Raw genomic sequence first — 24,993 nt, 5'->3', positions numbered from 1 at the left:
TTTGTAGGCCGGAATAAGCCTGCCCAGCGTTAGCGAGGGCAGGTGTTTCCGGCAAGACGTAGCGTTGAAATGCCGGAAACACCAGTCCTGCGCGAGCGCGGACTGTCTTATTCCTGCCTACGTCTACGTCGAGACGGGTGTAACGATGTGCACCGGAGTATGGGAACGATTAAACAAGAGCGAATAAATAAATCCAGGGAATAACCGATGAAACCCAACCCCACCATCGACCATTTAAAAGCCCAAGCTCTGCATTATCTGGACTGGCTAAAACGTTGGCTAGAACCCGCCAACCTTGCCCAACTGCGCCCCAAGCTGGAGTTCCAGACCGGCGTGTTGGCCGGTTTCGCGCTGCTCGCCAGCGTCTTGCTGGGCGTGACCAATTGCAGCACCGAAGGCACTATCCAGCAACGCCTGGCGGAAGATTTGCAAAACTCGCTGGCGGAAGTCGTCCCTGCCGAGCTGCATGACAACGATATGCTGCAAGACACACGCATCATCCCGTCCGCCGGGTACAACATCGCCGCCGACGAGACCACCGTGTATATCGCCAAGAAAGCCGGGCAAGTCACCGCCGTGTGTTTCAAATTTACCGCGCCCGATGGCTATTCCGGCGCAATCAATATGATTATGGGCGTAGACCGGGACGGCAATGTCTTGGGTGTGCGGGTGTTAAGCCACAAAGAAACGCCAGGCTTGGGCGATAAGATCGAAGTCGCCAAATCCAATTGGATATTGAATTTTGTCGGTCGCTCGCTGGACAATCTGACCCCCGCGCAATGGGCGGTGAAAAAAGACGGCGGCGAATTTGACCAATTTGCCGGAGCCACCATCACGCCGCGCAAATCGGTGCAGGCGATTTATCGTGGCTTGCAGTTGTTCAAGGCGCACCAAGCTGAGTTGATTAAACCTTGATTTTGTCCACGAAAGCCAACAGTAGGCGCATTAGGCGACACGAAAATGGCCGCGAAATTATCGGTAGTGCCTGAATAGCTAACTGCCTATCCAAATTCGATGGGCTTGCAAGGTTAATGGTTTTGCATTTTTCGTGTATTTCGTGCCTTTCGTGGATAATGAAAAATTTACATATACTTCAAACGGTCACGTTTTCGGTTTTTGCAATCCATCGTAGGGTACGCTGTGCGTACCTTTTGCATTGATTTTATGATGATTTTTATAGGTACGCACAGCGTACCCTACCTAAAAAAACCGAAAACTTGACCGTTCAGAGTATATAACGCCAAAGGAGCTAGCCATGTTATCAGAAACTTACCGCAAAATTGCCGCCGATGGCATTTGGAACAACAACATCGTGTTCGGGCAGAACCTGGCCTTATGCCCCTTGCTCGCCGTCACTGGGACTGCCACCAACGGCTTAGGCATGGGCTTGGCGACGCTGGTGGTCATCATTGCCTCCAACGGCCTGATTTCGGTGACACGGCATCTGATCCCCGGCGAAATCCGTATCCCCATTTTCGTGTTGCTGATTGCCGCGCTGGTGACGCTGGTGGATATTTTGATGAACGCCTGGGCGCATGAGCTTTACAAAGTCTTAGGCCTGTTCATCGCCCTGATCGTCACCAACTGCGCCTTGCTAGGCCGTGCCGAAGCCTTCGCTTCCAAGCAGCCCGTCAAGGAAGCGTTATGGGACGGCCTGATGATGGGTTTGGGATTTTTACTGGTCCTGGTGGCTTTGGGTGCGGCGCGGGAAATCAGCTCGACGGGTACGCTGTTCGCCAATGCGTCGCTATTGCTGGGCGAATCGTTCCGGTTTTTGGAAGTCACCGTCATCCCCAATTACAAAGGCTTTTTGTTGATGGCCTTGCCGCCAGGCGGTTTTATTATGGTGGCATTTTTGATTGTCGGTAAGCGGTTGATTGATCAACAACTGGCGAGGCGCAAAACCGCCACGGCATTAACACCGGTTTCTGCGGAGTAAATGCAGGATGGGCTGAACGAAGGCAAGCCCATTGTATCTGTAGCCATTGATGGGCTTCCCTTCGTTCAGCCCATCCTACATAAATTAGGAGTCTTTATGAACGTTGGCGTTTGTTATGCAGAAGTCGATAGGCAGTTGTGGATGCGTCTGGAAGTGCCGGACAACAGCACCATAGAAGAAGCCATTAATCTGTCCGGGGTTTTAAAACTCTACCCAGAAATCAATCTGGGCAGCCAAAAAGTCGGTATCTTCGGCAAAATTGCCGCGCTGGACACGCCGGTAAAAGATGGCGATAGGGTGGAGATTTACCGGCAAATCACCGTTGATCCGCAAACGGTGCAACGGCGCAGACGCTAAGGATTGGGCAAAAAATAACGTTCCGATTTACATAGAATACAGGAACTAAGATACAGGAACCAAGCTGGGGCGGATTCATTCGCCTGGTCGATTAAAATCGCCCCTACAAAAATGTACCCGTCAACATTCAAGGACGTTATTTTTTGCCAAATCCTTGGCAGAATGTCCGTAAAATTAGGGCAAGATCACTGTTCAGATGACATCCTTTCCACACCTCCTCTAAGGTACTCCCCATTGCTTTCTGTATAAACGCGAAAATCTTTAGGCCAAGAATAAAATCAGGATTAGTCATCCCCGCCATAAACTTTTAAAATGGCGGCACATTGAATTATTTTTGAGATTTATTGACATGCCTTTCCCTATTCAAGATTACGCGCTGCTCGATGATGATGAATGCGATGCCCGGATTATTGCCGCCAAAGCCAAGCTTGGTACGCGCTGTGTGATATTAGGCCATCATTATCAACGCGATGAAGTGTTCAAACACGCCGATTTTTCCGGTGATTCTTTAAAATTGTCCCGCAATGCCGCCGAATCGGAAGCAGAATACATCGTCTTCTGCGGTGTGCATTTTATGGCGGAAGTCGCCGATATTCTGTCGCGCCCTGAGCAAATCGCCATCTTGCCGGATTTGGCGGCGGGCTGTTCGATGGCGGATATGGCGAACTTGGTCAAAGTGCAAAAATGCTGGGAAGAGTTGGCGCAGGTGATTGATGTGGAAAGCCAAATCACGCCAGTCACCTATATCAATTCCGCTGCCGATCTGAAAGCTTTTTGTGGCAAACATGATGGTATTGTCTGCACGTCATCGAACGCGCAAAAAATCCTCGAATGGAGTTTTGCCCAAAAAGCTAAGGTGTTATTTTTCCCTGACCAGCATTTAGGGCGCAACACCGGCTACCGCATGGGCATAGCCTTGGAGGAAATGGTCACTTGGGATTTTAACCAGCCACTGGGCGGCTTGAGCGAGGCGCAAATCCATAACGCGAAAATGATACTCTGGAACGGGCATTGCTCGGTGCATCAAGCGTTTAAGCCCGGACACATCGACAACTTTTTGGCGCGTTACCCCGAAACCCAAGTCATTGCCCACCCCGAAGCCTGTTTTGAAGTCTGCCAAAAGGCCGACTATATCGGCTCGACCGAATATATCCTAAAAACCGTCCGCGCCGCAGAACCGAACACGCGCTGGCTGGTGGCAACGGAGTTGAATCTGGTCAACCGCCTGCACGAAGAATGCAAAGGGCAGGGCAAAAATGTGCATTTCATGTCGCCGACTTTGTGCATGTGTTCGACCATGTTCCGCACCGACCCGCAGCATTTGGCCTGGGTGCTGGAGAATTTGGTGGCGGGTGAAGTCATCAACCAAATTGCCGTACCGGCTGAGGTTGCAGGGCTGGCGAAAAAGGCGTTGGATAATATGCTCGTGGTGAGTTAATATTTTCAGCTTGTCGGGCTTTGTACAAAGTAAGCGGTACAAAGTAAGCACCGTACCAAAGCGGGTTGGGGATAAGGATAATTAAGTATTATAACCGGTTGAAAAATATGATTTTTATATCAAATAAAGCAATAATGTACAGATTCCGTAAACCCCATCATCTTAACCGGCATACAGGGAGTTAAGCCATGACCATGACCGCCTCAGAACTTGACATCCTGCACAGCCATATTGATACCTCCACGAAGTTTCTGGAATTTGGCGCCGGAGCCAGCACCTTGTATGCCGCCAGCGTACCGTCAATCAAACAAATCGATTCGGTTGAATCATCCGTGGAATTTGTCAATGAAAATTTAAAGCCCAATCCGGTGATTTCCGAAGCGGTATCCGCCGGACGTTTGCTGTTCCATATCATTGACATAGGCAAGACGTTTTATTGGGGTTATCCCGCCAGTTTTTGTAAAAAACATCTTTGGCCGGATTATTCGTTCCGCATTTTTCGGCAAAAAAGCGAGCATGATTTGGTTTTGATAGACGGACGCTTCCGGGTTGCCTGTACGCTCAACACCATATTGAACACGCCCGAAAACTGCAAGATCCTGATCCACGATTTTTGGAACCGCCCGCATTACCACATCGTGCTGTCGTTTCTGGAGACCCAGGTTGAAGTCGATACGCTGGGTGTATTCACTAAAAAGCCTTCAATTGACCGTCGCCAGGTCAAATCCCTGATAGAGAAATACAAGTATCTTCCGCGATAAAGATGGCTAGGCGGGCGCCCATTTAGTGCGCTCCGCCTGGACTGCCGCGAATCACGTTGGTTTGATGGTTTAATGAACTGGCGGCTTTCGGTACAACAACAATGCCTAACATTGTCGTCGCACTCAAAATTATTCGGCAACCACCGTATCCAACATCCCCGCTTCAATAATAAACGCTTCAATATCGGCAAGCCCCGTACCTGTTTTTAAATTACTGAACACAAAAGGCCGTTCGCCGCGCATTTTTTTTGCATCCCTGCCCATCACTTCCAAAGACGCGCCGACATAAGGGGCGAGGTCTATTTTATTGATGACCAGCAAATCCGAGCGGGTGATGCCGGGGCCGCCTTTGCGCGGGATTTTGTCACCCGCCGAGACGTCGATCACATAAATGGTCAAGTCGGCAAGCTCAGGGCTGAACGTTGCGCTCAAATTATCGCCGCCGCTTTCCACCATGATGAAGTCGAGGTTCTCCCAGCGTCCGCACAACTCATCGACCGCCGCCAAATTCATCGACGCATCTTCGCGGATGGCGGTGTGCGGGCATCCCCCCGTTTCCACGCCCAAAATCCGCTCTTCGGGCAAGGCTTGGCTACGGATTAAAAATTGCTGGTCTTCGCGGGTGTAAATATCGTTAGTGACGACGGCGATTTCAAATTGACCACGCATACGTTTGCACAAGGCATCGACCAAGGCGGTTTTGCCGGAACCGACCGGGCCGCCGATGCCGATTCTTAAGACGGGTTTGTCATTCATGGGGACATTCCTAATTTAGGGTTTGCGTGGATGGGCTGAGGTACGAAACCCATTATGAGTTTGTTGGTGATGATGGGTTCTCTTGTGTCAGTCCATCCTACATTAGCAATTCATTCTCAAGACCGAAACAAGCGTGAATATTGCATTTCATGGCGGCTACTTGCCAAAGCCAAGCCAAACGCACTGCCGCCAATGCCGTCATCATCAATCAACGCCGCCGCATCGACTTGCGCGGGGATTTGCGTCGCCAAGGCTTGCAATAATTGCTGTCCGGCGACCTGTCCTAGCGGCACGAGTTTGACGGCACACAACACTTGGTTTTCCAGCCAGCCCCAGATATAGCCCATCGCGGCATGGCGCAGGTCTATGCCCCAACGCGCGGCGGCGAGGCTGAATAGCGTTGCCAATGTGGTTTCGGGTTGGCGTTGCCAGGCTTCCGCCTCCGGCAGGTCCAGTTTGACCAATAATTTTGCCAAGGCCTGTCCGGTTTGCCTATCTTCCGCTCGTAACTCGCTGGTTTCGCGGCAAGCGGCCAGGGTTTTGCTCCAGTGTGTCACCGCCGCGTGGTCGTGGTTTTGCCATGCGGCAAACAGTCGGAATAAAACCGGCACATCCACCCGCGTCATGCTTTGCTGCAACACGCCGCCGATCCACTCACGGGCGGTTTCGGCGGTGTTGAGCAAACCATCATCCACCGCCCGCTCCAAGCCTTGCGAATAGCTGTACATGCCAATCGGCAAGCCAGGGCTGGCCAGTTGCAGCAAACGCAATAAAGCCAGGTCAGTGGCCATGACCGTGATACGCGCCCGCTTCGGGTTCGAAGGGCAGGTCTTCATGCGTGACAGTTAAGCCTAAGCCTTCGACCAGATGGTCGAGGACGTGGTCGCTCAAAAACCGCAATTCGCCTGGCATAATTTGCAGGGCGATATGGCGGTTGCCGAGATGGTAACAAGCCCGCGCAAACAGCAAAGCATCGTCAGTATGGACGACCGACAAAGATTCCGGCGCGGCCTTGATCATGACGTTAAACTTTTCAGTTCCCGTCAACACGACACCGGAGCGTAAATATTGCCCGCGCTGTAAAAACAAGCCGACTTTTACGCCACCATCGGTACAAGCAGGCAAGCGGCTTTTTTGGCGGGCTTCAAAAGGTAAAGTCAGGACATCATCAGCCAAGGTTTCAGGTGGTGCGAGTTCGGTTAGTTTCAACATGTCAAGTTACGCGCTATGTGATGGATTGTCTGGTGATATGGCGGCGACGGCTGGGGTTGTGTTTGTCGGGCGGAACGGGATGGCGCCAAAGCTAAGTGTGTTAAAGGCGGGATGTCCAGTGTTTAAAGAAGGGATGGTAAGATGGCGTTAAGCCCCTGTATTACCTTGATATTCCGATGTTAAAAAATAGGGGGGCGGAAGGACAAAGCGGGCGGAAAAAACGAAGCTTGATCTTTTAATACATCGTTAAACTAGCCGGAACGGGTTTTTAAGCCCGTTCCACGCCTGTTTGTAAAACTTGCCCCAACGTTTCACCAAGCCGAAGGCATTAAATCACACCTCTTCGTCCAGCTCTTCAGCCAATTTGGCATTTTTACCATAATGGGGGGCGATGCTGATCAACAATGTCGCCAGGGTGGCAAGATATGGCACGGCTTGTACCGACAGGATCGAAATCCACAACCGTCCGCTGAGATTGTCAAAGTGCTCCAGCGAAGCCATAGCGAAAATCGCCAGGCCCAAAAACAGCAGCAAAATCACTTCCTGCCTGATGACCATCATGCCGGCGAACAAGGGGCCTTGTTTTTCATACTTGGGGGTGCGCATGAATGGCTTGCCGGACGTGAGCAAGCCTTGCCAAGTGCCTTTGGCGACGGTATGGGTCAGCGATAAACCGGTCAAAGCCGCACCCAAAGATTGCCAGAACGAACACGGGACACGCGCCTGGTACAACCACAGCCCGCGCAAGACTTTGAACGTGAACAGGCCGATAGTGGGCAGCAAGAAGGCGTTGATCGGCAATTCACTGTGGATGGGATCGTAGACGATGATCGCGGTCAGCAGCAAACTGGTGACGGTGAACACCAAGGCCAACGCATCCGAAAACCACGGTAACCAACCCGCAACAAAATAATAACGTTGCGCGGCGGTGAGCGGGGATTTTTTGGTTGGCAAGAAACTGCGCCAATGGGCTTTGATGATTTGCATCGCGCCATACACCCAGCGGAAACGTTGCGTCATATAACCGGAGAAAGTGTCCGGCATCAGGCCGCGACCGAACGAATCTTTGACGTAAACCGAATCATAACCGGCTTCATACAGGCGCAGACCCAATTCGCTGTCCTCACAAATACACCATTCCGACCAACGCCCGACTTCCAGCAACGCCGATTTGCGGATCATGGTCATCGTGCCATGTTGGATGATGGCGTTGTACTCGTTGCGCTGCACCATGCCGATGTTGAAGAATCCGGCATATTCCCAGTAGCAAATGTCTTTGAATGTGCTTTGCTGGCGGTCGCGGTAATCTTGCGGCGATTGCACGAAACCGACGTTTTCATTATCAAAATACGGCACCATGCAGTTCAGCCAATCCGGCGACAAAATATAATCGCTGTCGATGACGGCGATGATTTCCGCATCGGCGGCGGTTTGCTCCAACGCATGGTTGATCGCCCCCGCCTTAAAGCCGGGCCAATTTTCCAAATGGAAGAACCGGAACATCGACCCCAGCCGTTCACAATCATCTCTAACGGGTTCCCAAACGGCAGGGTCTTTGGTGTTGTTGTCCATCACCAGCACTTCCAGATTGGGATAATCGACTTTTGCCAAGGCTTCCAAGGTCTTGCGCACCATCATCGGCGGTTCGTTATGGATGGGCAAATGCAGGGAGACTTTGGGATACTTAAATTCCGGCGATGGCGTGAGCGGCTGGAAGGTGCGGGCGGTTTTGCGGTGCCAGATAATCTCGGCAATTTCCAGTGATTCGATCAGCAAAATAATCGCCGCGAGTATTTGCATCAAAATCAACACCACCCAGAACAGGATGGTCAGCGGCGTTTGGTATTGTTGTGCGCCTATCGACAGCGACCAGAAAATAGTCGATACCGCCAAGTTGGTGATCAGGCCAAAAAACACCATGCCGGGTAATTTCATGCTCCGGCGGGTCAACAAGAACAAGGCCATCAACGCCGCACTCAATATCGCCGCCGCCATTGCCCAGTTGCCCCAGCTTGGCAAGGTCAGGACATCGCCGTCCATAGGATATTTCGCTTGCCGGTCGGCATTGAAAACACCCCAATAAGCGCCTGCCGAACCTTCGATGGATTGTTTCCACGGTTGGTCAAAGGCTTCAACAATGTAATAAGTGACTTTTTCCTGGTCGGCGCGGTTTAAGAATTCGCGCAAGACTTTAGCTTGGTTGGACACCGATGCCGTGGCGTGGCGGGCGGGTTGGCCATCGGAAGGCCAACCCAATTCGGTGATGATGACGGGCTTGTCGGGATAGGCTTTTTGTACCTCATGATAGCGGTCAAAAATATAGTCCACCGCATCCTCGGCGGCGATGCCTTCCCAATACGGCAGGATATGTACGGCGATAAAATCGACTTCCGCAGCCAATTTGGGATGTTTCAGCCATTGGGCCCAGGTTTCGGAGGTGCTGACCGGACGCCAGTTACGTTTTTTAACTTCGCGGATATATTCAATCAACGCATCTTCAGGAATATCGGCCCGCAACATGACCTCGTTGCCGACCATGACGCGGATGATTTTGGGGTTGTTCTGGCGGCTGACGTTAATCAGGGTTTCCAGCTCCTGGCGGTTCTTTTCCAGATTGCCGTCTATCCACGCGCCCATCGTCACGTTCAAATTGTGTTTGGCGGCGATTTCGGGGATCTTGTTTTGGCCCCGCAACATACTGTAAGTACGGATGGCGTGGACTTTGTTCTCCAACAAGGCCAAATCTTTGTCAATATCTTCTTCTTTAATAAAGATATTGTCACGGGGATCATCCGTTTTGCGGGTGGGATCGTAAGTCAAGCCCATCGTGGTTTTTGTCCACGTCTGTAATTGCAAGGGGTTGTTGACAAAGCTCCAAATGCTGAAATTGATCATGACCAGCAAGGTGAGTGCCAATACAGTAACTATTTTTGTTTTCATCAGGGGATGTGAAAGTGTTTGTTTTATTGAGGATTTTTGAAACCAGTGGAAATCATTTTAGGACATTTCTGGAACTATTTTACACGGGATACAAGGCCGGCAAGAAATTATTTAAACTGCCGCGAAGGCGGGTTAGAAATAGTTGATAACAAATTTAAGTAGTTGAAATTTATAAAATCGTTAAGCCATTGTTCCTGAATTGCTATCCACGAAAAATACGAAAAAACCTGATCATTTATTAGGTTTTGAATGGTCAAGTTTTCGGTTTCTTGGGCAGGGTATCCTCCGGGCATAAACCGGGCATAATTTGTTGCCATAAAATCGGCCCGGAAAGAAACCACAACTTGTTTATGAGGGCTTGCAAAGCGGAAAAAGGTTAGGAATGTGCATGGAATAAATTCGCGGATCAAGACCTGTCAGGTTTTCAAAACCTGACAGGTCTGACAAGCCGGTGCGGAAATTATTTTATGCACATTCCTTAAGTGGGAGTCATTTCAAGTTGCGGTTTATCCGCCCACGATGGCGTCAGTGACTCTTTTTCGTGTCTTTCGTGGACAGATGCGTCACATCAATTTTTAACAAAACCCTTACAACAAGCCCAACTGCACAGGTTTGGTGTTCGGAAACACGGTTTGCACTTGCTTGGCGGACAAGCCAAATTGGGCTTGGAATAATCCGCCCATAATGTTGCGGTACTCGTTCAATACCTGATAGTCGCGGTCTTGAAACAAGTTTTTCTGTTCGACGCGCAGTTGTTCACCGACCACGCGTTTGCCTTTGATGCCGCCGCCCAGTACCCAGTACACTGTGCCATGACCGTGGTCAGTGCCGCGATTGCCATTTTCCCGAAATGTCCGGCCAAATTCGGAGATGACCAGCACGGTGGTTTTTTGCCACAATGGCCCCATCGCCGTGGCGAAGGCCGCCAGGCCATTTCCCAGGCTGCCGATTTTATTGGCAAGCTGGCCTTCTGCGCCGCCTTCGTTAAGATGGGTGTCCCAGCCGCCAATATCGACAAAACCGATGTTGAATTTATCACGCATCAAATGCGCCATGCGTTGGGCTTCGTCTTCAAAGCCTTTGGATGGGATGGCGCCACGGTTGGCCTGGATCATTTCCTGTTCTAAATCCTGGGCGACTTCCGCACGCAATTCCATGCCTTCTTGGACATAGGTGTTGAGGGCACGACCTTTATACATTTCCGACAAAATATCTGCCTGCCGTCCGGCAAACACAGGTTTGCCGTGTTTTTTAAGGGAAATATTGGGAATTGTCGCCTCCCCCTTGCAAATGATTGGCAAATCATCGGTGAAGCTAACGGCATGGCGGCCGGACAACACACCGGCTAAGCGGTTCAAAAAGCCGGAGCGGTAGTCTTTGGGCCCGGTTAAGGGTTGGCCAAACGCAATGCTGTCCTGGGTTTCAAAATGGCTGCGCGATAAATCGTCAGTACCGGCAAAGGGGATAAACGCGGCTTGGCCTTGTTGAAACAAAGGCCATACACTGGTTTTTAAGGCCGGATGCAAACCCCAATCGGCATTAATCGGCAGGGCGGCATGGATGTTGGCAGGATCAGGTTTGGCTATGGCGATTTGCGGACGTACCTGATAATAAAAATCGCTGCTATGGGGGATTAAAATATTGGCGGCATCGTAGCCGCCACGCAAAAACACCAGTAAAAAACGTGCATCGCTAGCGGGGGCGGCCCAAAAATTGGAACGAAAGGCCAGCATCCCGCTTGCCGCCGCTAATGATTGTAGAAATAATCGACGGTTCATGAGGGTCTCCTAGCGGTAAAGAAATTCTGGCGATGACAGGAAAAAGGTGTTCCATTCTGGCTGGGACACCGATTTTGCCAGGGCGTTTTTGGTTTGTACCGACAAACTAGGCTCCAATGCCTGATAAGACAATTTGTTTGCCAATACCGGCGTGACCAGCGTTTTGGGGTCTACGTCACCGCCGGTCAATTTGGCTTTGCCGCTAGCGATGATTTTGGCGATTTCAAAACGTCGGGTCAATTGCTCAGGGCTTAGCCAGTCTTTTTCGTTCATGCCGTAGCCATCCGGGGTGGGATGGCTATACAAGGGTTCGCCCAAGTTGATCAGCCAATGGATGGCCGGGAGCATATCCGAAATGGGGCGGTCCTCGTAGGCAAAACGTAGGGCCGAGACGATATAATGCAAGGGGTCTTTGGCCTTGCTGCCTAGCGATGCGATAAATTCTTTGGAATCGAACAAGACGCGCAAGGTGGCGGAGATGTCACCATCGCTAGCCAGAAAAGCTTTGCCCATACGTCCGACCAAATCCGGCGGCGGCACATCGGCAACAAAAAACATCGCCAGCTTAGTGCTGATAAACCGTGCTGTCGATGGATGGCGCGCCAACATATCGACCACTTGTTCAATTTCGGCAAACCCGTTGCCGGCAATTTTTTTGCCGAGAAAAAGTTTCTCGCCGAAATCATGGCGTTTAGGATTAAATTCAAACCCGCCGTCATGCAGGTAATAGGTTTCGAGTTTGGCGTTCAACCTAGGATAGTTGTCCGTCCAATTCATGCCCGCGCCAGTCAGGATACGCGCCAATTCCTGCACATCTTGTTGCGAGTAGCCTCCATCGACGCCCAGGGTGTGCAGTTCCATCAGTTCGCGGGCATAGTTTTCGTTAATTTTGCCGTTGGCATTTTGGACATTGTCCAAATAAACCAACATGGCAGGATGGCGTAAGGTCGCCATCAGCAAATCGCGGAATTTGCCGAGCACATAGGGCCGTATGGCGCGTTCTTCATAGTCGGACACCAGTATCTTATTCAATGCCCCTTTATCTTTAGAGACATTGAAATGATTAAACCAAAACCAGACCAATTGCTCTTTAATTTGCGCTGGCGAATACATGGCCCTGAGCAGATGCCGTTGCATGGTTTCATTGATACGTTGGTTGAGCGGTTGGTTGGTTGCTTTTTTCAGCTCGTTCCGTTGCTCAACGGGTAAACTTTTCAAGCGTTTGTGTGCTTCCTGAAAAGCGGATACCGTCATTTTTACGGGTTCGGTGGAAATACGCATCCCGCCTATCAACTCTGCAACCCTGGCGGGCAGGCGGTCATCGACGCGGTTGTCCAATTGCCTTTTCAGGTATCCCGCCCTGCCTTCAGTGACATAAGCATTTAATGTGACGTTGTCGATACCGTAAGTCACGCGGTTAAGCCATTTGATGTCTTCGCCGGACAGCGGAGCTGCAAAAAGGAGGGCAGGGAGATAACACGCAAGCAATCCGAGTATTTTTAACAGCTTTATCATAATCACCTCATTGAATGGGTTTAGTGCTTAATTATCCTAGAAAAATCATTTCATCCACGAAAAGCACGAAAATTTTCAAAGAGAGACAGAACTGTAGGCCGTCACCCAAAGGGTGGATAGCTAGGTCAACACAACATTCTGATTTTTTTCGTGCTTTTCGCTTCGCGCTCTGCGGGTCGTGGACTGGCTGTGGTTTTTAGGATTATCGATTTTAAACTGGTTTAATGCAGCCAAGTCAAAAATATTTTTTAATTTTGTACCATAAGGAGCGTTCGCTAATTTCTAATAATTGCGCGGCTTTTGCCTTATTATCGCCGGTTTTTATCAAAGCCTGTTGGATCAATTGTTTTTCCAATTGTTCAACTTGCTGGATCATTCCTGTGCCGCAGCCGGTTTCTAGTTGGTCAGGTAAGGGGGCTTGGGTAGGTAAGGCATCGTAAAGGACATCACTGGGCAAATGCCCGATGCCGATGGTTTTGCCGCTACTCATAACGATGGCGCGTTCCATCATGTTTTCCAGCTCACGGACATTGCCGGGCCATTGATAAGCTATCAGGCAGGCTTCGGCATCCGCTTCGATACCGTTACAACCAAAACCAAAATCGCGGGCGTGTTTTTCCAGAAAATAATGCGCCAGCGGCAGGATATCCTCGCGCCGCTCGCGTAAGCGTGGCAAGGAGATGGTGAACACGTTCAGGCGGTAGAACAAATCTTCGCGCAATTTCTGGTCAACAATCGCCTGCCGTGGGTTGCGGTTGGAGGCGGCTATCACGCGCACGTCCACGGCGATAGTGCGGTTGCTGCCCAGGCGTTCCAGGGTGCGTTCCTGTAGCACCCGCAATAATTTGGCCTGCAAATTAAAATCCATTTCGGTGATTTCGTCGAGAAACAGCGTACCGCCATCAGCCAGTTCAAATTTGCCGATGCGTTCCTTGTTTGCGCCGGTAAACGCCCCTTTGCTATAGCCAAACAATTCGCTTTCTAAAATGTCAGCCGGAATCGCCGCACAATTGATGGACACAAACAGCGATTTGGCACGGTTGGACGCATTGTGTATCGCCCGTGCCACCAGTTCTTTGCCGGTGCCCGTTTCGCCTTGGATCAGCACACTGGTTTTGGTCGCCGCGACTTGCTGGATTTGCGTGTAAATTTGCTGCATGACCGGGCTGGTGCCGATAAAGCCGTGCCAGCCTTGTTCGACTTGTTGGCGCAGGTAGCGGTTTTCGCGCTGCACCTTGCCCAGTCTTAAGGCCCGTTGCACCGCCGCTTCCACGGCGTCCAGTTCAAAAGGCCGCACGATATAATCGCTCGCGCCATATTTCATCGCATCCACCGCACTTTCTACCGTGCCATAGGCCGTGACGACAATGACCGGAATGTCGTTATTGTTTTCGCGCAATTGCCGTAGCAAGGCGATACCGTCCAGATTTGGCATCCGTAAATCGGTGATCACCAAATCGGCGGTGCACTCGCTGAGAATATCAAACGCTTCGCGCCCGTCCGCCGCCTGCAAAACGCAGTATTCCATTTGCGTCAGCATGATTTCCAATAAGCGGCGCATTTTCGGTTCGTCATCGACGACCAGAATGGTTTGTTTGGGCATTGCTTAAGGTTCCTGATGGATAATCGGCAGAATGACATGGAAACACGCGCCGCCATAAGGGCTGTCGGTGATAAATATTTTGCCCTGATGCGCCAGCACGATTTGCTGGACAACGGTCAGGCCCAGGCCTATGCCATCTTGACGTTGGGTAAAAAAGGGATCGAAGACTTTGCTTTTGTTGGCGCCGCTAATGCCCGCACCGTCATCGCGGACACAAAATTCCAAGGTTTGGCCGTGGGCGATACTGCCCACTTCGACATGCCCGCCTTCTTTGACGTGTTGTATAGCGTTTAATAGTAAATTTAAAAACACTTGGATGATGTGATCTTTATCACATTCAAGCTGTGAATTTTTGGCATACAATTGCGTAGTGATTTGGACATGCCGCGTTTGGGCATGGTTTTGCAAAAGCTCCAACGTGTGTCCGATGATTTCATGGGCATCGTGCCGGGCGAACTGGGGCGGCCTGGGTTTGGCACATTCCAGCATCGTCGCCACCAAGCCGTTCAAGCGTTGGGTTTCGCTGAGGATGAATTCGGTCATTTCCCGGCCGATGTCGCTCAGTTGGGGTTCGCGTTGCAGAATTTGTGCGGAGGAGCGCAAAATCCCCAGCGGTGTCCTGACTTCATGCGCCATGCTCGCCGCCATTTCGCCAATCACCGCGAGTTTGGCGACGCGCTCCAAATCTTGGTGTGAGCGTTCAAGATGGATCATCATCAGCGAAAACTGGGTGCTTAATTCGGTAATTTCCCGGCTGGATTTTACTAACGGCGGAATGACGGGTTTGCCCTGCATAAAGTCACGGGTAAATTGCGCCAACTGTACAATCGGCCTTGCTATTCTTGCCGACATCCAAAAAGAAACGGCGACACCTAGCAATAAAGTCAGGCCTAAAAACACCAGTATCGCCACCCACAAGTTCCAAACCGGCGTCAATGCGTTTTTGCTGGGTTGTAGAATCAACACATGCCAGCCAAAGCCACTAAACGTGCGGTAACCTTGGGAATTGGCGTAGCCGACCAAGGCTTCTTCATTCTTCAGGAAATCAATGGTGCTCACCAGGGGGCCAGTGCTGGCGGTCATTTGCTGCAAGATGTCCGGCAAGCGGGCAAATTGCAGTTTTCTATCATTGAGCGTGGACGAGGTTGCAATGATTTGACCGCTGCCATCGACCAGCAAAGCATAAGTGGGTGAGTCTTTAGAGCTGAAGGGCAGCGGCGCGTCCAGCAACCTGACAATTTCTTTCCAGTTAAATCTGGCATACAGGCGGCCTAGTTCACCAGATTTAAAGGCATCAGGGATGGCAATCGAAAAATAGAGCTGTGTCGTTGGCGTATCCAGATATTGTAGCGAATGGGTGTGCTGCTTATGGGAGATGCTGAGCCAGGGTTGGGTATGCGGATACACTTGACCAAGCATTTTCATGTCGCTGGCGGAAATGGCCTCGTCTTGTTGGTTGACGGCAAAAATCTGCTCATAAATGCCACCATAACCGCTGTGCAATCCGTTGAGGAAGTGTGACAGGCGTTTATCGACATCCCTGACACGAATCTCTTGCATCACCTCCAACTGGCTCCAGAGCGCCATGTTTTCGAATCGCTCAAATAAGGATGTGTCAATTTGTTGCATAATCGTAGTGGCCTGGGATTTGAGTTTATTGTCAATTTCCAAGCGCAGGATTTCGCGGAGATGGACGGAAATCATTAATGTAATCAGCAAGGCCGATGCTAGACTAATCAGCAAATATGACATCAATAAAGTATAGCGAATTGTCATTCGTTCCCTCTAGGTGGCTCAAATACACTATGTCTAGGCGTTTACAATCAGGAATCACGCTGTTGCTGGCGTTGGGGCAAAGCATGTGGTGTTGCAGTTGGGCGGACACCAGTATACCGCCATCCTACCATTGGGGGCGCGGAATCAGTTGGCCGGATGCCGATTTCAATTTGGGTGGATACATCAATGTCTCATACCAATATCCTGAAAAAAAAGCCAATCAGCTCAAACTGGATGAATTGAGCTTGTTTCTGACGTGGTCTCCACATCAGCGGGTGCGTTTTTTTTCTGAAGTTGAAGTCGATGATTGGCAGTCTACCCGGAATTCTGATAGCTTTGCCCACGCCTTAAGGGCGGAACGTTTGTATGTCGACTTGTTGGCAACGGAGGCGGCGACGGTGCGGTTCGGAAAATTCCTGACCCCGATAGGCCGCTGGAACGTTATCCACGCCGCGCCGCTCATCTGGACCAGCACCCGCCCGTTGGTCACTGACGAAATGCTGTTTAGCCCGCACATTAACGGCGTTATGTTGACCCAGCGGTGGCAGTTTAATGAACGGAATCTGGATATGTCGGTTTATTCAGATCATTCTGGTCGTTTGAATGTCTTCGATAGTGGCACATCCGGTTTTGACACGGGATTTGGTGGGCGTGTCAATTTCGATCTGTCTGAAACGGCGCAAATAGGCTTGTCTTTTATTGATTTTAACAACGAAATTGCTCCCAAAGCTGATCGCAATGATTTGTTGGGCGTGGATTTTCTGTGGAAAAAAGATGGTTACGAAGTCGCGGCAGAAGCGATTTACCGTCATGCCGGCGATAGCCAAGGGCAGGAAAAAGGTTTGTTTGTTCAAGGCATTGCGCCGTTGACCGAACATCTTTTTGGCATTGCGCGTTATGAATACCTGATCGGTACGCATCATTTTATCGATTTGGACACGCATGTTGGTGTCGCTGGTTTGGCGTGGCGCCCCTATGTACCATTAGTGTTTAAGGCCGAATATCGGTTTGGTTCACAAAATGGCCTGGTGGCTCCCAGCGGTTTTTTTACGTCCATTTCCATGTTTTTTTGATGATGAATGTACGAATTTTAACCCTGCTGTTAGTCATGCTGTCATCGCAGGCCAGGGCTGATGATATTCTGGTAATCACTGGGCATGATACATCGTTTAAGAACTTCAGCAGCAAGCGGGTAAAAAACATCTTTTTGCGTAAAACCTTGCTGAACGAAGCAGGGGGTGGTTGGATTCCGCTCAATTTGAACGCGGATGATCCGATCAGGTTGGCTTTTTCCCGAACGCTGTTTAATCTTCCTCCAGAAGCTTTGGAGCCATACTGGAATGAGCAATACTTTCAGGGTATTGCCCCGCCTTATGTGGTGGCTTCCGAAGAAGCGATGTTGCGTTTCGTAGCCGGTACGCGTGGCGCCATCGGCTATATCCTGCCTTGCCATTTAGATGGGCGTGTCAAAGTGGTCTTTAAGGTCACAACTAAGTACGACCTAAAACTTTATTGTAATACGGGGGCTTAATGATCGGATTGGGTATGATTTTCACCCAATCCCGCAAGAATGGTTGGATATTTTCTTAAAGCCATACGTTTTTTGCAGACTTGTGTTTTATTTATGAGTTAGTCATCGAAAAACCATTGGTAATAGCTTTTTATATAACCTTGTTAATATGGTGCAATTTTTGCTTAAAATAATTACATCCATTCAATTATCAGGTGTCACTATGCAATTTTTTGTTAAACCCTTTTACCCGTCAGCTTTTCTTTTAGCTTTATCGGCAACGCTGACTTCTATCGTTCTATTTAGCAGTTCAGATGCCCAAGCGGTGCCCAGTTTTACCAGGCAAACCGGCGCAGCCTGTAGCCAGTGCCATACCCAATCGTTCGGTCCTAACCTGACGCCTTTTGGTCGTGGCTTTAAGTTGGGTGGTTATACCCTGAGTGGCGGTGGCGCCGATGCCAAGCTCCCGCCTATCAGTGCCATGATTGAAGGCTCTCTGACGCATACGGACAAAGATCAAGACCCCGCCAATTTTGATCAATCAGGTTACAACAAAAACGATAACTTTACCTTTGATCAGGCGTCTTTGTTTTATGCCGGAAAGGTTTACGGCAAAGTCGGTGCATTTAGCCAGTTCACTTATGATGGCTATGCCGATGGTGTAGCATGGGATAACGCGGATATTCGTTATGCTGACCAAACTGAATTGGTCGATACGCCTATAACTTATGGGATTTCGTTAAATAACAGCCCGACCGTGCAAGATTTGTGGAACACCACCTCAGCCTGGGGCTTCCCTTACAATGGTTCTGCACTACAGCCCGGCGTAGCGACCGCCGCGTTAATTGATGGTGGACTGGGAACCTCACAAGTTGGTGGCGCGACCGCCTACACTATGATTAACAACTTGGTGTATTTGGAAGCGGGGGCTTATGACTCCTTCTCAAATAATCTGCAAGGCGCGTTGGCAGGCGCGACTCCGGGTGGCTATATCAAACTGGACGGTCCGGCACCTTATTGGCGTACTGCCTTGCAATATGACACGAAAGGCCATTTTTTTGCCATAGGCCATTACGGCATGAGCGCGGATGTATTGTTGCCGAACACCTTGGGTGATGCCGGCAACGGGGCTGACCATTACACTGATATTGCGTTTGACGCCACCTACCAATACATGGCAAATCCCAAACATATCTTTGAAGTGAAAACCACGTTCATCCACGAAAATCAAAGCCTCTCGGTCAGCCGCAGTGGCGGTACTGGCAACACCGATTTAGATACTTACAAATTCAATGCCGCGTACACGTTTGACCAAACTTACGGTGTGACTTTTGCTTATAACAAGCTTTACGGTTCGCGTAATGGCAATGTTTACCCCGATTCGGTCTCTTTTAAACCGAATAGTGAATACTACACTGCCGAATTGGTTTATGTGCCGTTTGGCAAATCCGGTTCGACCTGGGCGCCTTGGCTTAACTTACGCACCAGCTTGCAGTATATTGGCTATTCGCAATTTGATGGTGCAACGCAATTTGTCAATGGTAACAATACCTTTATGCTGAACGGCTGGTTGGCGTTTTAAACCACGCCGCTAGAAACGCTACGGAACGGACCTAGCCCGTTTCGTAGCCATAATATTAAATGTATCCCGTCTCCAACAGGTTTGCCTGCTTCATGGAGCATCCCGTATAAAGCCGTATCAAAGCCAATAACCATTATCCCGAAACTGCCAACCTTCCACTCCTGTCATCTTTATGAAACCCGAACGCTTCAGACGCTTTAAAGACATTTCCGTCAGTGAACGCATTTTAAACACCGTGTTCCTGCTCACCATCGGGCTTGGATATTTGGCCGCCCTGGCCAATCTTTATTACACCCATCAAGGGCTGGACGGTAAGGCGGGTCTTTCCATTGAAGATGTCGTCATCAGTTATCACGGTTCTACGACCCAAACCCGTTTAGGTACGGCGGTCATGGGTATTATGAAACCAAATCTGAGATATGCCTCCGACCAGGCGGTGATTTTGGAATGGATCAGGTCGGGAGCGGAAGAGTCCGGCTATAATGACAAGGTCGCCCCTATCCTAAACCGCGACTGCATTATCTGCCACACGCCTAGCGTCAACCCTTCGTTGCCGGACTTGACTAATTACAAGGGCGTAGCGGAAGTTGCCCACGGCGGTGGCGCGACTATCCCGACCCTTGTGCGGGTGTCGCATATCCATTTGTTTGGTATTGCTTTTATCCTATTTTTTATCGGCAAAATCTTTTTGCTGTGTGAGCTTAGCGTTTATGTCAAGCGTGTTGCCGTGGTCATTCCGTTTGCGGCGATGTTGCTGGATGTGGTGTCTTGGTTTATTACCAAATCCACGCCGTCTTTTGCTTATGTGGTGGTCATCAGTGGCGCATTAATGGGCTTATCAATGGGGCTACAGATTTTACTTAGCGTTTATCAGATGTGGTTTTTTTCCAGAAAACCTGGATAGGGGGCTGGTGCTATTTGTCAAATGGTTCTCCCTCAGCAATGATGTGTTATAAACAACCCGCTTTCCTCATCGAAATATCCTCAGTTTAATCGTTAAGCGGATATTTGCCTGCCGCTGGTGAAAAACGGGATGTTGCGGAATGGGAGGTTTTGTCTAGTTGTGCAAATTAATAATTCCGCTGTACGGAAAATTTAGCCAATAAAATCAATGCGTCTTTGTATTCGGATTCAGGCAGGCAGGCGAGGGCGTTGATGGCTTTTCGTGCTTCTTCATCGGCGCGTTGTTCGGTGTAGATGATGGCTTGGGTGCTTTGGACAATGGCATAGACTTGGTTGAAAGCCTCGCGGTCACCGTTTTTAATCGCTTCAATAATAATCGCGGCTTCGCTTTCGCTACCGTTTTGGATGGCGTAAATCAGCGGTAACGTTGGCTTGCCCTCTGCCAAATCATCGCCGAGATTTTTGCCCAAGTCGTCTTGATTGGCTTTGTAATCCAGCGCGTCGTCAATCAATTGGAATGCTATGCCTAAATGCTGCCCGTATTGGGCGAGGTTTTCTTCCATATCAGCAGGAACACCGGCAATGACCGCCCCCAAGCGGGTGGCGGCACTGAATAAAATTGCCGTTTTTCTGGCAATGACTTCCAAGTATTTGGCTTCTGTGGTTTCTGGGTTATTGCAGTTTAAAAGCTGCAATACCTCACCTTCGGCGATTGCGGTGGTGGTTTTGGAGAGGATTTCCATGACGCGCATATTGCCCGTGCGCACCATCATCTCAAAAGTCCGCGAGTACAGGTAATCACCGACCAAGACACTGGCGGCGTTGCCCCAGACGGCGTTGGCGGATTCTTTGCCACGGCGCAAATCGGATTCGTCGACGACATCGTCGTGCAGTAATGTTGCCGTATGGATAAATTCGATGACGGCGGCGAGGATCAGGTGTTTGTCTGTCACGCCACCCAAAGCTTTGGCGGCGAGCAATAACAGCATGGGACGTAAACGCTTGCCGCCATTGCCGACGATGTAATGCCCCATTTGGTTGATTAAAATCACATCGGAACTTAACTCGTCAATAATGAGCTGGTCGACGGCTTTGGCTTCGGTTTGCGTTAAATTTTTAATAGAATCAAAGTCAATAGGTGTCGATAAGTTCGATGGGGATGGTGCGTGCGATGCCATTATTGAGTGTTATAGGTCTAAAGTTTTGGTTGTTTTTCATAGTGATAACTATGAAGCCCTTGAATAGGGCGACATTATAACCTATTCATTAAGCAATCGCTCATGACAAGTTAAGCGGCAATTCGCCCCTTGTTTCCTGCTAGCCAAAAACCTTAGGTTGTCCGAAAAGCTTGCCCAAACAATTAAGTGGCGTGGTCTGGCCAAGCTTTTGGCGTGGGACTTTTTTGTTACTGGGCAATACTACCCACAGCGGACAGCATAGGCAATAGTTCGCCTTTTTTGTACAAATCCACAACAATATCACAGCCCCCGACCAACTCACCGTTGACATAAAGTTGGGGGTAAGTCGGCCAGTTGGAATATTCTTTCAGTGCTTCACGCAATTCAGTGTCTTCAAAAATATTGACGAACATATATTGGGCTTGGCACAAATCCAGAATTTGCACGGTTTGCCCGGAAAACCCGCATTGCGGGAAGTCCGGCGTCCCTTTCATGTACAACACAACAGGATTATTGTCGATTTGGTCTTTAATTCTTTCTAATACGTTCATAATCATCTTCACTCGTTTGTTAAATTAATTCCTGGCGATTTTATCAATTTTAAAGCAGTTAAAAAAGCAAATATTAAAATCATGGACTTGCCTAAGGTGAAATTGAAACTTATAATCGAGCGTTTTTTTATCGGGTGGCACAACCCATTGTTTTGTTGATAGGCAGACCTTATGACCAGTCACATTATGCCAACGTACGGACGTTTAGCTGTCACTTTTGAGCGCGGTGAGGGTGCGTGGCTCTGGGATGACCAGGGCAAACGCTATTTGGACGCGCTGTCCGGTATCGCCGTGTGCAATCTAGGCCACGCGCATCCGGCAGTACATGAAGCCCTGTGCGGACAAAGCCGCAAACTGGTCCATACCTCCAATATTTACCGGATAGCTTTGCAGGAACAATTAGCTAACCGCCTGATTGAAAAAAGCGGCATGGACAATGTTTTTTTCAGCAATTCCGGCGCGGAAGCGAACGAAGCGGCGATTAAGTTAGCGCGGAAATATGGTCATGGTTTAGGCATTGAAAAACCTGCCATCATTGTCATGGAAAAAAGTTTCCACGGGCGGACGCTGGCGACACTCAGTGCGACGGGCAACCCCAAAGTCCAGCAAGGTTTCGGGCCGCTGGTCGAAGGTTTTATCCGCGTGCCGTACAACGATATTGGCGCGGTGGAACAAGCCATCAGCGGGAACCGCAATGTCGTTGCGGTGTTGGTCGAGCCGATTCAAGGCGAAGGCGGGGTGAATATTCCGGCGGCGGATTATCTCAATCAATTGCGCGGTTTGTGTGACCAACACCAATTATTGTTGATGCTCGATGAAATCCAAACCGGAATAGGCCGGACGGGAAAGTTCTTGGCTTACCAGCACAACGGTATCTTGCCTGATGTCTGCACCGTCGCCAAAGCCTTGGGCAATGGCGTACCGATAGGCGCGTGCCTGGCGCGGGGCAAGGCCGCCGAGGTGTTGACGGCAGGCGCACATGGCTCGACCTTCGGCGGCAATCCCTTGGCGTGTAGTGCGGCCCTGGCGGTGTTGGCAACCCTGGATGCCGATGATTTAATGGCGGCGGCGACCAGCAAAGGTGCGGCGATTTGGGCGGGATTCAGCGGGCAATTGCAAGGCAATCCGCATATCGTGGACATCCGCCACAAAGGCATGATGATCGGTATCGAACTCGACACAGCTTGCACCGGATTGGTCGGGCAAGCCTTGGATGCGGGTCTGTTGATTAACGTCACCTATGAAAAAAACATCCGCCTGTTGCCGCCGTTAGTTATGGACGAGCCACAAATCCAGTTGCTTGTCGGCACCTTATCCTCTTTAATTTTAGCGTTTACCGCCACGTTGTAGGAAGAGCTATGAATCCTAGACATTTTACCAGCCTGCTCGATGTTTCCAGTGATGAACTCCGCGCATTGCTCCATCGTGCCATCGAACTGAAAAACCACCGCGATGTGGATTACCAACCGTTAAAAGGCCGCGTCATGGCGATGATTTTTGAAAAATCATCGACCCGCACCCGTATTTCCTTTGAAACTGGCATGGCGCATTTTGGCGGCAGCGCGTTGTTTTTGTCACCGCGTGACACCCAGTTGGGGCGAGGCGAACCGCTACGCGACAGTGCCAAAGTCATTTCCAGCATGGTTGATTGCATCATGTTACGGACCGACAAGCATGAAACCGTCACCACGTTTGCCGAGCATTCCAGCGTACCCGTCATTAATGGTTTGACCGATCAACAGCATCCTTGCCAGTTGCTCGCCGACATGCAGACTTTTTTTGAATTGCGTGGCGATATTCAAGGCAAAACGGTAGCCTGGATAGGTGACGGCAACAACATGTGCCATTCTTATATCCACGCCGCGATGATGCTGGATTTTACCTTGCACATCGCTTGCCCGAATGGATACGAACCATCGCCGGAAATCGTTGCCACGGTAGGCGAACGGGTGAAATTTTTCACCCAAACGGTTGCGGCGGCACAAAATGCCGATTTGGTCGTCACTGATGTGTGGGCCAGTATGGGTCAGGAAGAAGAGCAAAGGCAACGCGTTTGCGCCTTTAAGGATTATCAGGTTGACACCAAGGTCATGTCGGCGGCGCATCCTGATGCCTTGTTCATGCACTGCTTGCCAGCCCATCGCGGAGAAGAAGTCAGCGCTGAAGTCATTGACGGTGTGCAAAGCGTCGTTTTCCAAGAAGCTGAAAACCGCCTTCATGCCCAAAAAGCCTTACTGGAATTTCTGCTCTGCCAGAAATAACGTTAAAATCGCCCCATTAAACGGCTAAAGCAGGGAATCTTGTGAAAAAATTAATATCCTCGCTAGTTATGCTCATGCTTGCTGTCGGCGCGGCACGGGCGGAAACAGTCTATGTCACCGATAATCTTAATTTATCTATCAGAAGTGCGCCTGATAATGAAGCGAAAGTCGTCAAACTCATCCCCACCGGCACTGAGTTGACCGTCGTCGGTGAAAAAACCAAATCCGGTTTCACGCCTGTGCGTACTAGCGACGGTGTCGAAGGTTTTATCCAAACCCGCCAGACCATGAAAGAGCCGCCCGCGCGGGAGCAAATAGAGACCAACAATAAAACCCTCAAAGCCTTGCAGTCGGAAAATCTGTCTTTAAAAGCCGAGCTAAAAATGGTCAAGGATTCCATCACACCCGGCACGTCGCTGGAAAAATCCTTGGCGATGGAGCGGGACAAACTGAGCCTGGAACTCAATGAATTGAAGCAAGCGGCGGCAGGTGTGGTGCAGTTAAAAAATGAACGTGACGAATTGCAAGAACGTGTTGTCAATGCAGAACGTAAACAAGAGCAGCTTGAGCGGGAAAATGCCGGACTTAAAAACACCAGTGACCAGGATTGGTTTTTATATGGCGGCATCCTGGTCTTTTTTAGCGTGATTTTAGGTTTTATCCTGCCTAAATTGGGCTGGCGGCGCAAAAGCAGTTGGGATATGTACTGAGTATAGCGGCTATGGCTTTATTGCTGTTTACCCGCTGCAAATACAAATACCCACACAAGTTACGACATCCTTATGCCGGCATGGATTGCCATAATCCCGACAACCATGAACGGTATTTGTGGGCACATCTATCATTCTGGATTTTCGTAATCCCTATACGTTTGAGGACAGGCCGAATTGAAGGCTGGTCTTTGATAAATCCCTCCCGCTAAAAACACCTCAT

22 protein-coding genes are annotated in these 24,993 nt (G+C 50.0%); 12 read left to right on the top strand and 10 right to left on the bottom strand.

Annotated features, from left to right (window positions below):
* Nucleotides 1-207: 207 nt before the first annotated feature.
* From rsxG to PHH59_RS00800, 5 genes are all read left to right on the top strand, one after another.
* A complete protein-coding gene (rsxG, locus tag PHH59_RS00820) occupies nt 208-915 on the top strand; it encodes an electron transport complex subunit RsxG (RefSeq protein ID WP_300009718.1) in 708 nt (235 codons plus the stop codon).
* A 340-nt stretch (nt 916-1,255) separates the two neighbouring features.
* Entirely contained in the window at nt 1,256-1,939 is a 684-nt protein-coding gene (locus PHH59_RS00815; RefSeq protein ID WP_300009716.1) for an electron transport complex subunit E, read from the top strand.
* 96 nt (nt 1,940-2,035) lie between these two features.
* Complete coding sequence (locus tag PHH59_RS00810) at nt 2,036-2,296, top strand: RnfH family protein (protein ID WP_300009714.1); 261 nt, start codon at nt 2,036-2,038, stop codon at nt 2,294-2,296.
* 349 nt (nt 2,297-2,645) lie between these two features.
* Entirely contained in the window at nt 2,646-3,734 is a 1,089-nt protein-coding gene (gene nadA / locus PHH59_RS00805) for a quinolinate synthase NadA (RefSeq protein ID WP_300009712.1), read from the top strand.
* Between the two features lie 188 nt (nt 3,735-3,922).
* On the top strand, nt 3,923-4,495 hold the full coding sequence (locus PHH59_RS00800) for a hypothetical protein (protein ID WP_300009710.1): 573 nt from the start codon (nt 3,923-3,925) through the stop codon (nt 4,493-4,495).
* 129 nt (nt 4,496-4,624) lie between these two features.
* Here the strand turns inward: PHH59_RS00800 and ureG are convergent, their stop codons facing one another.
* The 8 genes from ureG to PHH59_RS00760 form a co-directional block, all read right to left on the bottom strand.
* On the bottom strand, nt 4,625-5,251 hold the full coding sequence (ureG, locus tag PHH59_RS00795; RefSeq protein ID WP_300009708.1) for an urease accessory protein UreG: 627 nt from the start codon (nt 5,249-5,251) through the stop codon (nt 4,625-4,627).
* A gap of 116 nt (nt 5,252-5,367) precedes the next feature.
* Nucleotides 5,368-6,042: an urease accessory UreF family protein gene (locus PHH59_RS00790; RefSeq protein WP_300009706.1), complete on the bottom strand. Its 675-nt coding sequence runs from the start codon at nt 6,040-6,042 to the stop codon at nt 5,368-5,370.
* Nucleotides 6,032-6,463: an urease accessory protein UreE gene (gene ureE / locus PHH59_RS00785; protein ID WP_300009704.1), complete on the bottom strand. Its 432-nt coding sequence runs from the start codon at nt 6,461-6,463 to the stop codon at nt 6,032-6,034. The genes PHH59_RS00790 and ureE overlap by 11 nt, the downstream gene beginning before the upstream one ends.
* A 333-nt stretch (nt 6,464-6,796) precedes the next feature.
* Complete coding sequence (locus tag PHH59_RS00780; RefSeq protein ID WP_300009702.1) at nt 6,797-9,403, bottom strand: glycosyltransferase; 2,607 nt, start codon at nt 9,401-9,403, stop codon at nt 6,797-6,799.
* Between the two features lie 587 nt (nt 9,404-9,990).
* Entirely contained in the window at nt 9,991-11,181 is a 1,191-nt protein-coding gene (locus PHH59_RS00775) for a DUF1501 domain-containing protein (protein WP_300009700.1), read from the bottom strand.
* A 9-nt stretch (nt 11,182-11,190) separates the two neighbouring features.
* Entirely contained in the window at nt 11,191-12,696 is a 1,506-nt protein-coding gene (locus tag PHH59_RS00770) for a DUF1800 domain-containing protein (protein ID WP_300009698.1), read from the bottom strand.
* A 235-nt stretch (nt 12,697-12,931) separates the two neighbouring features.
* Nucleotides 12,932-14,299: a sigma-54 dependent transcriptional regulator gene (locus PHH59_RS00765; RefSeq protein ID WP_300009694.1), complete on the bottom strand. Its 1,368-nt coding sequence runs from the start codon at nt 14,297-14,299 to the stop codon at nt 12,932-12,934.
* Nucleotides 14,300-14,302: 3 nt separating this feature from the next.
* A complete protein-coding gene (locus PHH59_RS00760; RefSeq protein ID WP_300009691.1) occupies nt 14,303-16,075 on the bottom strand; it encodes a PAS domain-containing sensor histidine kinase in 1,773 nt (590 codons plus the stop codon).
* Nucleotides 16,076-16,104: 29 nt separating this feature from the next.
* Between PHH59_RS00760 and PHH59_RS00755 the strand changes: the two genes are divergently transcribed.
* From PHH59_RS00755 to PHH59_RS00740, 4 genes are all read left to right on the top strand, one after another.
* On the top strand, nt 16,105-17,148 hold the full coding sequence (locus PHH59_RS00755) for a hypothetical protein (protein ID WP_300009688.1): 1,044 nt from the start codon (nt 16,105-16,107) through the stop codon (nt 17,146-17,148).
* Nucleotides 17,148-17,606, top strand: a complete 459-nt coding sequence (locus PHH59_RS00750) for a hypothetical protein (RefSeq protein WP_300010029.1) — start codon at nt 17,148-17,150, stop codon at nt 17,604-17,606. The genes PHH59_RS00755 and PHH59_RS00750 overlap by 1 nt, the downstream gene beginning before the upstream one ends.
* 202 nt (nt 17,607-17,808) lie before the next feature.
* Nucleotides 17,809-19,167: a cytochrome C gene (locus PHH59_RS00745; protein ID WP_300009685.1), complete on the top strand. Its 1,359-nt coding sequence runs from the start codon at nt 17,809-17,811 to the stop codon at nt 19,165-19,167.
* A gap of 172 nt (nt 19,168-19,339) precedes the next feature.
* The gene (locus PHH59_RS00740) at nt 19,340-20,071 is read left to right on the top strand and encodes a hypothetical protein (RefSeq protein ID WP_300009682.1); all 732 of its coding nucleotides are present in this window, start codon (nt 19,340-19,342) and stop codon (nt 20,069-20,071) included.
* 166 nt (nt 20,072-20,237) lie between these two features.
* Here the strand turns inward: PHH59_RS00740 and ispB are convergent, their stop codons facing one another.
* Entirely contained in the window at nt 20,238-21,248 is a 1,011-nt protein-coding gene (ispB, locus tag PHH59_RS00735; RefSeq protein WP_300009679.1) for an octaprenyl diphosphate synthase, read from the bottom strand.
* Between the two features lie 227 nt (nt 21,249-21,475).
* On the bottom strand, nt 21,476-21,799 hold the full coding sequence (gene grxD / locus PHH59_RS00730; RefSeq protein WP_300009676.1) for a Grx4 family monothiol glutaredoxin: 324 nt from the start codon (nt 21,797-21,799) through the stop codon (nt 21,476-21,478).
* A gap of 171 nt (nt 21,800-21,970) precedes the next feature.
* Here grxD and PHH59_RS00725 point away from each other — a divergent pair, with 171 nt between their 5' ends.
* Genes PHH59_RS00725 through PHH59_RS00715 form a run of 3 tightly spaced genes read left to right on the top strand, consistent with a single transcriptional unit; the run spans nt 21,971 to nt 24,770 of the window.
* The gene (locus PHH59_RS00725; RefSeq protein WP_300009673.1) at nt 21,971-23,149 is read left to right on the top strand and encodes an aspartate aminotransferase family protein; all 1,179 of its coding nucleotides are present in this window, start codon (nt 21,971-21,973) and stop codon (nt 23,147-23,149) included.
* A gap of 8 nt (nt 23,150-23,157) precedes the next feature.
* Complete coding sequence (gene argF, locus PHH59_RS00720; RefSeq protein WP_300009670.1) at nt 23,158-24,060, top strand: ornithine carbamoyltransferase; 903 nt, start codon at nt 23,158-23,160, stop codon at nt 24,058-24,060.
* A gap of 41 nt (nt 24,061-24,101) precedes the next feature.
* The gene (locus PHH59_RS00715; RefSeq protein ID WP_300009667.1) at nt 24,102-24,770 is read left to right on the top strand and encodes a TIGR04211 family SH3 domain-containing protein; all 669 of its coding nucleotides are present in this window, start codon (nt 24,102-24,104) and stop codon (nt 24,768-24,770) included.
* Nucleotides 24,771-24,993: the final 223 nt, after the last annotated feature.

The sequence above is a fragment of the Methylovulum sp. genome, assembly GCF_028687615.1.
Lineage (GTDB): Bacteria > Pseudomonadota > Gammaproteobacteria > Methylococcales > Methylomonadaceae > Methylovulum.
The sequence above is the reverse complement of the archived record's forward strand: the minus strand, read 5'-3'. Positions and strand labels throughout refer to the sequence as shown.